This is a genomic window from Tepidibacter formicigenes DSM 15518 (assembly GCF_900142235.1).
GTDB classification, from domain to species: Bacteria; Bacillota; Clostridia; order Peptostreptococcales; family Peptostreptococcaceae; genus Tepidibacter; species Tepidibacter formicigenes.
Window position 1 is genome coordinate 1 of the sequence record NZ_FRAE01000070.1, and the last position, 13,850, is coordinate 13,850.

A 13,850-nucleotide genomic window follows, 5' to 3' on the forward strand; every position below is an offset into this window, starting at 1 on the left:
TTAGAAGAAATAAAGCGTAATAGAGAGGAGATACCCGATAATGAAAGATTTAGAGAAAGAGAACTTCCTAGATATGGGAGAGGACGAGGAAGCGTATCCCTTTGGGATAGAAACAGACGAGAAGACTTACAGATATCAATGTTTGGAGTGTAGATTTGAAGAAGATGTACCTAGGTTTATTATTGATGAATTTATTGAAGATGACTTTTTTGCTTCTGGTTGTGATATTGAGAATTTTGAAGTAAAAATGCCTATACTTATATGTCCAAAATGTAATGGTGAATTAGTTTCAAAAAATACAGATGAGTAGCTCTGCTACTCATCTGAGAGTATCACGAAGTGATATTTTGTTCTGACTACATAAATCGTGGTTACAAAGTAGACAACCATTAAACTAACTCGAATTATAATTATATGGTTATTCTGATTAATATTTGAGGAAATTCTTTTTGTTTATTTGAAGTATATTTAATATGGAGTATTTAAATTTGCAGAAATAAAGGAATTTCGGATGTCTATATGGAATATTTAGATATTATTTACTTCGTAATTTAGAAAAATCAGCGATTAAAAAATATGAAATTTACTTATTTAATTAAAGTGACTTTTATATGTATAATTTTAGAGGGAAGGGTGGTCAATAATATGGTTAAGCCAGACTGGAATATATTTAAAGCAAAGTTTAGTCAGAATACTCAAAGCAACTTTGAGTGGTTTTGCTATTTACTATTTTGTCAAGAGCATAATAGATCTTTTGGCATTTTTAGATATAAAAATCAATCAGCAATAGAAACAGATCCAATTATAAAAGAAAATGAAGTAATTGGCTGGCAGGCAAAATTTTATGAGACCACATTATCAGTTCATAAGAATGACTTAATTGGTACTATTACGAAAATTAAAAGAAACTATCCTAATCTTACAAAAGTTATTTTTTACACTAACCAGGAATGGGGTCAAGGGAAAAGTAATAATGACCCGCAAGCTAAAATAGCAGTAGAACAAAAGGCAAAAGAATGTAATTTAGAAATAGAGTGGAGAACGGAAAGTTATTTTGAATCTCCTTTTGTGACGATTAATAATAGTAATATAGCACAGCATTTTTTTAGTTTGGATAATAGTATTATTAATCTTCTTAAAGAAAAACAAGCACATACAGAGTCTATATTACTTGAAATTCAAACAAATATAGATTTCGATACTCAAATAATAGAAATTGATAGACGTAAAGTATTAAAAAATATCAAAGAAGAACTTGCTCAAAAACAGATATTAATCGTAAGCGGAACTGGAGGAGTTGGTAAAACAGCAGTTATTAAAAAACTTTATAGTGAAATTAAAGAAGATGTACCTTTTTATATCTTTAAAGCTAATGAATTCAACATTAACAATATAAATGAACTGTTTAGTGAGTTTACCTTGAAAGAGTTTGTAGAAGCACATAAAGAGGAAAATAATAAAATCATAGTTATTGATTCAGCAGAAAGATTGTTAGAACTTGAGAATACAGAACCGTTTAGAGAATTTCTTTCTATCATTGTTGGTAATAGATGGAAAATACTATTTACTACAAGAAATAATTATTTAGAAGACTTAAACTATCAATTTATTGAAATACACAATATAATTCCATTGAATTTGGAGATACGTAATTTAACTCAAGAAGAAATTAATGATTTATCTCAAAAATATGATTTTTCTCTTCCGGTAGACTCAAAGTTATTAGAACTTATTAAAAACCCTTTTTACTTAAATGAATACTTAAGATTTTATAAAGATGAAGAAAATTTAGAGTATTTAAATTTTAAAAAAAACTATGGAATAAAATTATTAAAAAATCTAAACCAGCAAGAGAGCAATGTTTTTTGCAAATTGCTTTTGAGAGAGCAAATGAAGGTCAATTTTTTGTAACTCCCAATTCTAACTACCAAGTTCTAGATGAATTGGTTCGTGATGGAGTTTTAGGGTATGAAACGGCAGGATATTTTATTACCCATGATATATATGAAGAGTGGGCTTTAGAAAAGATAATTAAATCCGAATTTATTAAAAAATCAAGCAATAAAGAATTATTTATAATACTTGGCGAATCATTACCGATTCGTAGATGCTTTAGAAATTGGATATCTGAACAGCTCTTATTGGGGGATAGTCATATAAAACAATTTATTGAAGAAATTATTGAAGATAATGAAATTGCTTCTTTTTGGAAAGATGAAGTATTAGTCTCTGTATTACTTTCTGATTATGCGGAAACTTTTTTTGATATGTTTAAGGAGAAGCTTTTTGAAAATGAACTTATATTAATGAAAAAGATAACATTTTTACTTAGAATTACCTGTAAAGAAGTAGATAGCGACTTTTTCAACCAATTAGGTATAAAAGATATTAATATGCTCTCAATAGAGTATTTTCTTACAAAGCCTAAAGGTGAAGGCTGGATTAGTTTTATAAAATTTGTTTATGAAAATTTAGATGTTATCGGAATAAGTAATATACATTTTATTTTACCAATAATTAATGATTGGACTAGTAAGTTCAAGAATGGTGAGACAACGAAAAAAGCCAGTTTAATTGCATTAAAGTATTATCAATGGACTATTCAAGAAGATATATATTTTTCACGTGATGAAGAAGTAAAAGAGAAACTTTTTCAGACAATTTTGTACGGAGCTAGTGAAATAAAAGAGGAACTTATTAGTATTTTTGAAGAAATATTAACTAACAAATGGAAGAGGCATCGGGACCCTTATTATGAATTGGTAAAAGTTATTTTAACTAAATTAGGAGAGAATATTGAAGTTATAAAAGCTCTTCCTGGACACATATTGAAACTTGCTGAATTATTCTGGTTCAAAACACCTCGCAAGGAAGATTTCTATTACAGTTCAGGAATAGGAGTAGAAGAATATTTTTGTTTAGAGAAAAATCATTTAGATTTTTATCCATCAAGTTCATTCCAAACACCGATTTATTGGTTGCTGCAATTCAACTTAAAAGAAACCATTGATTTTATTTTAGACTTTACCAATAAAACAGTGGAGTGTTTTGCAAAGTCTGATTTAGCAAGGAATGAAATTGAAGAAATAGATGTTTTTATTGAAGATGGGAACTATATGAAGCAGTATATCTGCAACAGACTATGGAATACATATAGAGGTACTCAGGTTTCTCCTCATGTTTTAGAAGCTATGCATATGGCCCTAGAAAAGTTTTTTCTTGAAAGAATTAAAAACTCTGAATCAAAAGTATTGGAAACTTGGCTATTCTATCTTCTTAGAAATACAAGATCGGCTTCAATTTCAGCTATAGTTGTGAGTGTTGTATTAGCTTGCCCGGAAAAAACTTTTAACATTGCTAAGGTATTATTTCAAACAAAGGAATTCTTCCTTTATGACACCAGTAGAATGTTACTTGACCGGTCTGCTAAAATGGACTTTTATATAGGTTATGGGCTGGATTATAGAAATAAAATTCATCAAGACGAAAGAATAAAAAGTTGTGATGATGAGCATAGAAAAAAATGTTTAGAGCATTTAGTATTAAGCTATCAATTATTTAGAAGTGAAGAAGTAAGTGCTGAAGAAGCAAAAAAGAGGCAAGAAATTATCTGGAATATTCTTGATAAATACTATGACGAATTGCCTGATAAATCAAAAGAAACTCAAGCTGACAAAACTTGGAGACTTTATTTGGCAAGGATGGATAGAAGAAAAATGAAGCCTACAATTGAGGAAAAAGATGGACAAATTCTTATTAGTTTCAATCCTGAAATTGAACGAGAGTTAAAAGAGTTTAGTGAAAACTCACTTAAGCAAAATTCTGAATTGATGAAACATTCCCCTTTACACCTGTGGGCTGATTATAAAATGCGTAATGATGAACAATATAAAAACTATATGCAGTATGAGGATAATCCGAGCTTAGTATTAAAAGAAGTAAAAGAGATAGTTGAAGAATTAAAAAATCCTAAGGATGCAAATTATTTTTTCTTTAATAAGTCTATTCTTGGACAGACCTGTTCAGTTTTAATAAGAGACTATTTTAATAAACTATCAAAAGAAGAAAAGGTCTTTTGCAAAGATATAATTATAGAAGTTGCATCTTCTTCTCTAAGAGATAATTATTCATATCAAATAGCGGATGGAGTTGAATCAGCAGTTTTTGTGTTACCTAAGTTATTAAAGGAGTTTCCAGAAGATAAAGAGACTATTAAAAGCATTTTACTGATGATTTTATTTGACGACCATAATATAGGAATGTACTGTGAGTTTTCCGATTATTCTAAAAAAGCAATAATCAATAACTTATGGGATATAAGTTATTATGATGCGCAATCACTGCTATATGGGTATTTACTATTAAAGCCAATATATGAAGAAAGTAGGTTGGTGATTCGTAAAGAAAATCACAAAAAAAATATTTATGATATTAATGAAAGCGATATTGTGAGAGATTTCCTTAAAAAAAATGAGGAATGTTTACAAAAAGTAATTAATAATAAAATCACAATAAATGACTTAAAACATATAGAAAAGCTTGAATTATATATTTTAAAAAATGCATTTGAGTTAATTCCACAAAAAACAGATGAACCAGATCATAAGAATTTAGTTAAATTAATTATTTCAGTTTTTTCTAAAGCTTTGTTGACGGTGAAAAGAGATGATAAAGTTGATTATAATGTTAGGCATGGCTTTTTAGAAAAATTATCATACTTCATTTTAAATGCTTCTGAGAAAGACATTAAAGATTACTTAAGACCATTTACTGAAGGCTTTAATAGCTCGGAAGTATTTGCGGATTTATTTAAAGAATTTATTATAGCAGAGGATAAACTAGAAGCATATAATGAATTTTGGTATATTTGGCATTTATTTTATAAAAAACTAGTGGACTTATGCAAAGATGGTGATAAACATTGGTATAAAGATGAGATTATTAAAAGTTACCTTTTTGCTAAAAGTCCATGGAGAGAAGAAGTTAGAGAATGGCATATGCTGAAATTATCTAATAAAATGTTCTTTAAAAAGGTTACAGAGGAAATGGGGCATTGTCCTTCTGTTTTATATGCAATTTCTAGATTATTAAGTAATATAGGGAGTGTTTATTTAAATGATGGAATTTTGTGGATTTCCAAAATGCTTAATAATAATAAAAATTTATGGACAGACAAATTAGAAACTGATACTACTTATTACTTAGAAAATATAGTTAAAAAGTATATTTATGTAAATAGGGAAGCAATTAGAAAAACTAAGCAACTTAAACAGCAAGTGATAGTTATATTAGATTTCTTGATAGAAAAAGGATCTGTTGTTGGGTATATGTTAAGGGATAACATTCTATAATCACTGTATGTAAGTAGAATATCAAAGTGCATAATTAGCTATTAGTTTATTTTAAAATTATACTATTAAGATAATATTGCCCTCAAAAATTGATTGTTATTACTGTCTAGTCCACACTGTAGAAGTGCTCGTTGATAGTAAAAAAAGATCATTGAGATACGGTAGTTATAAAGCAGGCTAAGAAGCCTGCTTTTATTTTACATTAAGTTATATTGTTTGATAGGAAGCAGAAAACAATAATAAACTTAACTAATTTTATTTTTTACTATAAATTTTACGACTTCTCTTAGAACTCTTAAATAGTATATATTATTTGAGATAGATTTAATAAAAAATCGTAGATAATTATTAGTTAGGATAATAACTACTTGATATTATACAATCAGAATGAGAAGTTAAATTAGCTTTCAGCTAAAATAAAATGATAGCCTTTATAAGTTTCCTGTATTCCATTCAATACTTTATATAATCCACTTGTGGCTTGCTTTCTAGTAACACCTAGAAAATTTGCCACTCTACCAGTTGTTAAAAATTTTTTACCGGTTTCTACACATACAACTGGTCGTGAGTTATGAGGAGTTAATTGTTCAAATTTTTCTTGTCTCTTTCTTAATATCTTTTTTCGAATAGTTTCATTAGATATTGGATTGTCAACACTTTTGGTTCTTTCCAAAGTTAGTTGAAGCACATGAAAATGTATGATATATTAGAACAACTAAAGTCATTATGAAAGAGGTTGTTCTATGGATGAATTTATTAAACTATTAGATAGAAACTTAGAATATGTAAGTCATGAAATTATAGATGATACTATTTATATAAATGTAATATCTACTCGTGAGGAAATTACATGCCCTTATTGTGGAGAGTCTTCATCAAAAGTACATTCACGCTATAAAAGAAGTTTTCAAGACCTCCCAATGCAAGAGAAAAAGGTCAAAATTATTCTTAACAATAGAAAGATGTTTTGTAAAAATACTGACTGCCAGTATACTACCTTTGCTGAAAGCTTTGATTTTCTGACATTCAAATCAAAAAAGACTAAAAGACTAGATGATAAAATTATAAATATTTCAATGAATCTTAGTTCTTTGACAGCTACTAATTTTTTGAGAAATAGTGTTGCATCCATAGGAAAAAGTACGATTTGCAATCTCTTAAAAAAAAAGAGATACCAATAATTGAAAAAGATAAATTTACAAAGGTTTGCATAGATGATTTTGCATTAAAAAAGCGCAAAAAATATGGAACTATTATGGTAGATATTGAATCCAGACGTATTATCGATCTACTGGAATCTCGTGAAATTAATGATGTGATAGAATGGCTAAAAACATATCCAAATTTAAAAATCATCTCAAGAGATGGCTCTATTAGTTATGCAGCCGCTATTAGTAATGCACATCCAAAGGTGGTACAAGTAAGTGATCGATTTCATTTATTCAAAAACTTAACTGATTATTGCAAAAAATATATTTTAAAAACAATTGGTATAAAAGTCAGGATTCCTACAATCAAAGAAGATACGACTGTAGCATTGCTTAATAAAAATGGATATAATTCAAAATCTAAAAAAGATAAAATTAGTAATGTAAAAGAATTGCATCAAAAGGGTCTTACTAAACATGAAATAAGAAAACAACTAAAAATGGATATTAGAACTATAGAGAAATATATTGGCTTAGAGGATGATTCAGAGGAGATTGAAGATAAAGATACCCGTTTTAAGAAACATGATGCAATTGTATCGAAAAAGGAAGGTAATATTGCTAGAGTAAAAGAATTACACAAGCAAAATTATTCAAATAGCGCAATTGCAAGAGAAACTGGACTTTCTAGGCATACTGTAAAAAGGTATTTAGATACAAATGTATCACCAGTCCATGGAGCATATGGAACATATAGTGGAGGACCTTTAACACCATTTCATGATGATATAAATAAATTGCTAAGCAAAGGTTGGACATTTAAAAAGATTGAAGAGTTTATTAGAGGCAAAGGATATGGAGGTTCATCTTCTACAATAAGAATGTATACAACAAGAGAAAGACGCTTATTCAAACAAATACAGTCGGATCCTGAGAAAACTGAACTAGTAAAACGTCAATACTTAATAAAGTTATTATATAAGCCTATTGAAAAAATTAACAAGTTGACATCAGATCAACTAAGCAAAGTATTAAAAATTTACCCAATGCTTGAAGAAATTTATAAAATAATTACATCTTTTAAAGAGCTTGTATTTAGTAAAAATGTTGCTTACCTAGACAAATGGATTGCCGAGGCACAAGCATTAAATATAGATGAGATTAACAGTTTTACAGCTGGAATTTCAAGAGATATAGAAGCTGTTAAGAATGCAATTATATATGATTACAGTAATGGTTTAGCAGAAGGCAGTGTAAACAAACTAAAAGTAATAAAACGAATTATGTATGGTCGTAATAACTTTGATATGCTACGTAAAAAGGTATTACTTCTTGAGAATAGACGTAAAATCAACTAACTTTGGAAAGAACCACTTTTTAGGACACTTTTTTGTCGGACATCAATAGTCTATATTCTACAGGGCTAAGGTAACCTAATGCCCCATGTATTCTGTGGTTGTTATACCAATTTATATAATCAAATAACTCATATTCTAGTTGTTCGAAATTTTCAAACACTTTATTGAAGTCAAACTCTGTTTTTATAATCTTAAAAGTAGCCTCTACTACAGCATTATCATAAGGGCATCCTTTCTTGCTTAGAGAGCGTTTTATTTCAAAAGTTTTCAACAGTTCATCTATGGCTTTATTCTTAAATTCATTTCCCCTATCAGTATGTAGTATTTCAATCTCATTAAGTGGTCTTTTAATCTTAGAAAAGGCTTTATATACAAGCTTTGAATCCTTGTTCTTACCAGCAGCATATCCAATAATTTCACGGTTATATAAGTCTAATAATATGCATATATAATTCCACTTTCCTTTAACATTTACATAGGTCAAATCACTTACTACAACCTCTAAGCACTCTTGGGTATTGAATTCTCTATCTACAATATTCTCAATTTTTTCTTCGTTGCATTTAGGTGCATATACTTTATATTGCTTAACTGTATAATTAGATACTAGTCCATATTTTTTCATGATACACCCGATTCTTCTTCTAGACACTTTATATCCTTTTTTATTTAATTCTCTTTTTATCTTTCTTGTACCATAGTTATTTCTACTTTTCTTAAAAATATTTATAATCTCATTATCTAATTTACTATCGTGTGATTTTTTCACAGGGGTATAGTAAATTAGACTTCTAGATATATTTAGTAATTTACACATGGCGCTGATACTGTACTTATCTTTATTTGCTTTAATAATAGCTATTTTCGTCCCATTATCAGCGCCGCTTGCTTTAAAATATCATTTTCCATTTTTAAACGTTGATTCTCTTTTCTAAGTTTTATAAGTTCGTTTTCTTCATCACTTCTATTATCCTTAGCTTTAAAAGATTTGGTATTGTTATAATCAGAAATCCATTTATTTACTGTAGACCTCTAGCTATATTGTATTCTTTAGCTATTTCCCCAGCAGATTTACCATTATTAAATAAGCTTACCATTTGTTTCTTAAATTCATATGTATATCTTTTAGATTTATTAGACATGATTTTTCCTCCAGTTCTATTTAATTAATATTATCATGTTCGAGTATTTATTGTTTAATTAAGTATAGCCTATCCAGTAAATATTAGAAGTGTTAAATGATGTATTTGGATTAAGCTTTTTAAATATATTTTCAATTTTACTCTAAGAATATTTATTTTATAAGAAGAATGAAAAGATATAGCATTACGAGAATAAAAACCATGGCGATGTAATTTACCAATGTAGCCACAATGATCACAGCCATATTTATTAGGAAAAGAATATATGATTTTATGTTTTTCTCCTATTTCTATTTTTTTACAAAAATTAGAGTTTATAATCAAGAAAATAAAAGTAATTCAAATTAAATAATTTTACGTTTTTTTAGTCAGATTATCTAATTTGAATTATTATTGTAAGATAAAATAATTTGAAGTTTTTGATGTGTTTTTAGGTGTAATAAAGTGCTGTTTAACAATTAAGGACAAAAGTATAAAGCTGAAGATATATATATGATTTTAAAGAAACCATTGTTCCCACTAGTGATATTAGAAAAAAGGTTTTTGGACAAGTGTGTTGATTATGAAAAATTTTCTATTAGCATGCTGTTAAATTTTTTAATTCTATCTATGACAAAATAGAGTGAGACGCTCACTTCTCCTTCAAAATTATTAGCACACAACTTCCTTATAAATTGAATGAATGAGTAGTTATATTTTCTTTTATTCTAATAACAAACCACTGTTTAGATTCATTAAATTCATCAAAACGTGCTAATTTAGCATATGCACGGTCTTCAACTAAAATACACTCTGGATTGGCTAATTTTTCACCCTTAAATTTCGCCCATTTGATATGATTTTTTCCTACTGTAATAGTAGTAGAATCAATAGCTAATAAATCTTTAGGAAGGTTCAAAGCCCTTTTTATTGCACGATTATATTTGTTTGAAAGCATATGAAAAAGCTTTTCAACTCTACTTCCTCCTGAGTAATAAGTATTTGCATTATATTCATTATAGTGTTATTCTTTTTCATAAGGAGTACCTCTTTTCTAAAATATTTGTGTAGTTGGATACCAAATATTTCAACTTATAAGTACTCCTTTTTCTACCTTTTTATGGATAATCAACACGCTTGGTTTTGGAGGATTTACAAAAGTTTGTCATAGTTTATATAAGTTTGATTCAAAAACAGAAAAAGATTTAGCAATAATACTTGAAGGGGATAATTCGGTAGATAAATGGCTAAGACCTGCATTAGGACAGTTCAAAATCTATTGGGATTATAATTCAAAAGAGTATTTACCTGACTTTGTTGTGGAAACAAATGATAACATATTTATGGTTGAAACAAAAAAGAAAAAGGATATCGAAACTAGAGAGGTTAAAGGAAAAGCAAAAGCAGCATTAGAATATTGTAAATATGCATCAGATTTTACAATTAAAAATAGCGGAAAACAGTGGAGATATATTTTGATTCCCCATGATGTTGTAAAACAAAATATGAGCTTTGAATTTTTATCACAAAATTATGAAGTGAAATCAATTGAAGAAGTTAAATAGAACTAAAGCCGAAGCATCGAGCAATCGACTTCGGCTCTTTTTCTAAGAAGTACAATACAATTTTTACCTTTTGAAAGGATAGCTTTAGCTAGAGTTGCTTTGTCAAATGCTAATCTAGTTATTTTGCATGAAGCCACCTCATCGTTAGATGGTTTAACTGAAAATGAAGTAGCAAACTATTTAAAACGGAAATTAATTAATAAAACAGTAATATTTATAACTCATAAAATAAGTAGAATTAAATTTTGCGATAAGATTATTGTATTAAATAAAGGTCATGTTGTTGGTAAGGGGAAACATGATGAGTTTTAATGGAAACTTGTGATTATTATAAGAAATTATATATATCGGATAAAGAAAATTGATTTGGAGGTTTTATATGGAAATATTAAAATTATATAATGTATCAAAATCCTATGGAAATAATCAAGTATTAAAAAACATTAGTTTTAATGTTAATCACAAAGAATTATTGGGGATAATGGGAGCCTCCGGTTCCGGTAAAACAACTTTATTAAATTGTATTTCCACTATTGATCTTCCAACATGTGGTGAAATTGTTTTTGAAAATAGTAATTTGGTTGAACTAAGCGGGAAAGAGATGGCGATGTTTAGAAGGAAAAATTTGGGTTTTATTTTTCAAGATTATAATTTGCTAGATACTTTAACGATAAAAGAGAATATTGCATTGGCTTTAACAATAAATAGAACTCCGATTAATATTATAGATACTAAAGTTCAAGAAGTAGCTTCAAATTTTAGAATAGAAGATATTTTAAATAAATATCCTTATCAAGTATCTGGTGGGCAAAAACAACGTTGTGCATGTGCTAGAGCAATAATTACTAATCCCAAATTGATATTTGCAGATGAACCAACGGGTGCTTTAGATAGTAATTCTTCTAAAAATCTCATGGAAACTATGGAACACATGGTTAATGATTTATTTGCTACAATTTTGATGGTAACTCACGATATATTTGTTGCTAGTTATGCAACGAGAATTTTATTTTTAAAGGATGGACGTATACATTATGAATTAATTAGAGGGGATAAATCTCATAAAAAATTTTATAATGAAATTAGCGAGGTTATTTCTTCGATTGGAGGAGCATAATGACATACATAAAATTATCTTTAAAAAATATTAAAAAAAGTGTTAAAGATTATGTTATGTATTTTTTAACAATGTTTTTAATAGTGACATTTATATATGCTTTTATTTCTATTGCTATATCGGATGATATAATTTCTTTAGCACAAAATGCAAAAGCATTGACATATGTAATTTTGAGTTTATCAATTTTTATTTCTTTTATTTGCGCTTTTATGGTATCACATGCAATCTCCTTTATTTTAAATCAAAGGAAAAAGGAGCTTGCAATTTATTTACTATTAGGGATGGATAGGAAAAACGTTTGTATTTTGTTTTTTATTGAGAATTTTATATTGAGTATAATTTCTCTAATTTTGGGAATAATTACTGGTAATTTTTTGGCAAGCATACTTATAAAAGTAATTTATAACATATTTGAAATAGAGTATTATTTTGTTATAAGTTTTTCCAAAATTGCGATGATAATAACTATTTTGTTATTCTTTTCAATCTATACAATAGCGATTAAAAAGGCTGTTTCAATAATCTGGAAAGAAAAAATTATTAGTTTACTATATGACAATAGAAAAAATGAAAAATTAGAAAATAAAGATTTCAAAATTATAATTTTTAGACTAATGACTGTTTTTTTTGCTTTGATCTTTGGAATTATTTTTTTATATAAGACAGCCGTTACTCAAACAAATATAGCAATACTATTTTTAGCCATTACAGTATTTTTACTATTGCTTGCAATATATCAGCTATATTGTGTTTTACCGTTCCTTTTAATGTTTATGATGACTAAGAATAAAAAGTGGTATTATAAAAATACAAATTTGTTTCTTTCTGGACTATTACGTAGAAAATTTTTAACATCTGGAAAAGTTATGGCTATTGTTGCAGTTTTACTATCAGTATCCCTAGCAGCAATGCTTATTGGATTAATAATGGGCATTGGATATAAAGTAAATATTAAAGCAGAATATCCTTATGATATTGCAGTCGCAATGGATGCAAAAATTAAAGACTTTGATGAAGTAATCAAATTTGTGGAACAAGATTATCAAATCAAAGACACTGTATCATATTATTTGTATCGAGATTATAAGTATAATATTGATATTTTAGCGTTGACTGACTATAATTCTCTAAGAGAACAACTTGGTTTAGATAAAAAAACTTTGAATAGTAACAGTTATATAATACACTGTGATACTCCAAAATATTTAGATGCTATTAAAAATGAAATTATACAAAATAAAGATATTGTTTTAAATGGAACAACATTACATGGTAATTACATATATACAGAACCAATGGAGCAATATCGTATGGCAGGTAGTAATGGTTATGTGCTTGTAGTTCCAGATGAAATAGTAAAGGGATTAGTCACTAACAAATCAAGATTGGTTATTTCATTGGAAACAGAAGGGAAAGAAGAATTACGTGATAGTTTAAATAGATTTATACGTAACAAGTGGAATCCAGAAATTATAAATTCTGTCAATAAAAATATTACAATGAGTATCAGTGTTAAAGCATGGGGAATAAAAAATTCGTTATCAGGATTTATTACTATTTCGTTTAGTGGCTTGTATTTATGTATAATTTTTATTATTTTATCTGCTACATTGCTATCATTTGAACAACTTTCTTCTATTGATAATTCTAAAAAATCATATTCAGTTTTAAGTCAACTAGGTATTTCTAGGAAGGAACAAAAATATTTGGCTTTTATGGAATCAGCAAATTTGTTCTTTTTACCAATGATATTGCCAATTATTTTTACAATAATTATGGCTATTTCTGGACAATATTTTTTGAGTAATTATATAATTTCTGATAAGGTAGTACCTATTAGCTTGGCAATTACATTAGGTGTATTCACTTTTTTTTATATTAAGTAGGAAATTATAAAATTTCAAAATCTGTGGAAAACTTGCTAAAATATATGTATAAGTATTGAAAAAAGAGAGATGAAGAGATGACTAAAGTAACATTAAAAAAAATATTGCAAGATAATTGGCAAAACTTTTTAAAGAAAAAAATTAAAAGAATTCCGAAGGTAATAAGGGCAGATGTTATAGAAACAGTTGAAAAAGCAATGGACTGTGGGAGGCTAGAAAAGGGATATACAGAGTATATGTGTTTAGAATGCATGGAAAGTAAGAGAGTAGGCTTTACATGTAAAAGTAAATTTTGCACTAG

The 13,850-nt window shown here is 27.7% G+C and carries 11 protein-coding genes and 1 pseudogene; 9 read left to right on the plus strand and 3 right to left on the minus strand.

Annotation, left to right across the window (positions count from 1 at the left end; all coding sequences use genetic code 11):
• Nucleotides 1-40: 40 nt before the first annotated feature.
• The 3 genes from BUA77_RS11010 to avs4 all read left to right on the plus strand — a co-directional run bounded on the left by BUA77_RS11010 (nucleotide 41) and on the right by avs4 (nucleotide 5,351).
• Complete coding sequence (locus BUA77_RS11010; protein ID WP_072890160.1) at nucleotides 41-310, plus strand: hypothetical protein; 270 nt, start codon at nucleotides 41-43, stop codon at nucleotides 308-310.
• A 335-nt stretch (nucleotides 311-645) separates the two neighbouring features.
• Nucleotides 646-1,911: an AAA family ATPase gene (locus BUA77_RS14210; RefSeq protein WP_200773964.1), complete on the plus strand. Its 1,266-nt coding sequence runs from the start codon at nucleotides 646-648 to the stop codon at nucleotides 1,909-1,911.
• A complete protein-coding gene (avs4, locus tag BUA77_RS11015) occupies nucleotides 1,866-5,351 on the plus strand; it encodes an AVAST type 4 anti-phage nuclease Avs4 (protein ID WP_200773965.1) in 3,486 nt (1,161 codons plus the stop codon). The genes BUA77_RS14210 and avs4 overlap by 46 nt, the downstream gene beginning before the upstream one ends.
• A gap of 400 nt (nucleotides 5,352-5,751) precedes the next feature.
• Here avs4 and BUA77_RS11020 read toward each other — a convergent pair whose 3' ends face one another.
• Nucleotides 5,752-6,024, minus strand: coding sequence for a hypothetical protein (locus BUA77_RS11020; protein WP_072890162.1), 273 nt, complete (start codon nucleotides 6,022-6,024; stop codon nucleotides 5,752-5,754).
• 70 nt (nucleotides 6,025-6,094) lie between these two features.
• On the opposite strand from BUA77_RS11020, the gene BUA77_RS11025 reads away from it, so the two are divergent.
• Nucleotides 6,095-6,532 (plus strand): ISL3 family transposase, encoded by a 438-nt coding sequence (locus BUA77_RS11025; protein ID WP_072890164.1) that lies wholly within the window; start codon nucleotides 6,095-6,097, stop codon nucleotides 6,530-6,532.
• A complete protein-coding gene (locus BUA77_RS11030) occupies nucleotides 6,499-7,857 on the plus strand; it encodes an ISL3 family transposase (protein WP_084605732.1) in 1,359 nt (452 codons plus the stop codon). The genes BUA77_RS11025 and BUA77_RS11030 overlap by 34 nt, the downstream gene beginning before the upstream one ends.
• Before the next feature lie 19 nt (nucleotides 7,858-7,876).
• Here BUA77_RS11030 and BUA77_RS11035 read toward each other — a convergent pair.
• Together BUA77_RS11035 and BUA77_RS11045 are read right to left on the minus strand one after the other, a co-directional pair.
• Nucleotides 7,877-8,999: pseudogene (locus BUA77_RS11035) on the minus strand (IS3 family transposase).
• Between the two features lie 667 nt (nucleotides 9,000-9,666).
• On the minus strand, nucleotides 9,667-9,897 hold the full coding sequence (locus tag BUA77_RS11045; RefSeq protein ID WP_143151351.1) for a hypothetical protein: 231 nt from the start codon (nucleotides 9,895-9,897) through the stop codon (nucleotides 9,667-9,669).
• A gap of 424 nt (nucleotides 9,898-10,321) precedes the next feature.
• On the opposite strand from BUA77_RS11045, the gene BUA77_RS11050 reads away from it, so the two are divergent.
• From BUA77_RS11050 to BUA77_RS11070, 4 genes are all read left to right on the plus strand, one after another.
• Nucleotides 10,322-10,543, plus strand: a complete 222-nt coding sequence (locus BUA77_RS11050; RefSeq protein WP_143151352.1) for a hypothetical protein — start codon at nucleotides 10,322-10,324, stop codon at nucleotides 10,541-10,543.
• A 379-nt stretch (nucleotides 10,544-10,922) separates the two neighbouring features.
• Nucleotides 10,923-11,660, plus strand: a complete 738-nt coding sequence (locus tag BUA77_RS11060) for an ABC transporter ATP-binding protein (protein WP_072890174.1) — start codon at nucleotides 10,923-10,925, stop codon at nucleotides 11,658-11,660.
• Nucleotides 11,660-13,549 carry an FtsX-like permease family protein gene (locus BUA77_RS11065; protein WP_072890176.1) on the plus strand — a complete coding sequence of 630 codons (1,890 nt, stop codon included), beginning with the start codon at nucleotides 11,660-11,662 and terminating at the stop codon, nucleotides 13,547-13,549. Before BUA77_RS11060 ends, BUA77_RS11065 begins: the two co-directional genes overlap by 1 nt.
• Before the next feature lie 77 nt (nucleotides 13,550-13,626).
• Nucleotides 13,627-13,850 (plus strand): transposase zinc-binding domain-containing protein (locus BUA77_RS11070; protein ID WP_200773966.1); only part of this gene is annotated, 224 nt, incomplete at its 3' end.

Coding starts and splice junctions, on each gene's coding strand:
- BUA77_RS11010 (WP_072890160.1), top strand. CDS start 41: ATGAAAGATTTAGAGAAAGAGAACTTCCTAGATATGGGAGAGGACGAG.
- BUA77_RS14210 (WP_200773964.1), top strand. CDS start 646: ATGGTTAAGCCAGACTGGAATATATTTAAAGCAAAGTTTAGTCAGAAT.
- BUA77_RS11025 (WP_072890164.1), top strand. CDS start 6,095: ATGGATGAATTTATTAAACTATTAGATAGAAACTTAGAATATGTAAGT.
- BUA77_RS11050 (WP_143151352.1), top strand. CDS start 10,322: ATGGTTGAAACAAAAAAGAAAAAGGATATCGAAACTAGAGAGGTTAAA.
- BUA77_RS11060 (WP_072890174.1), top strand. CDS start 10,923: ATGGAAATATTAAAATTATATAATGTATCAAAATCCTATGGAAATAAT.
- BUA77_RS11065 (WP_072890176.1), top strand. CDS start 11,660: ATGACATACATAAAATTATCTTTAAAAAATATTAAAAAAAGTGTTAAA.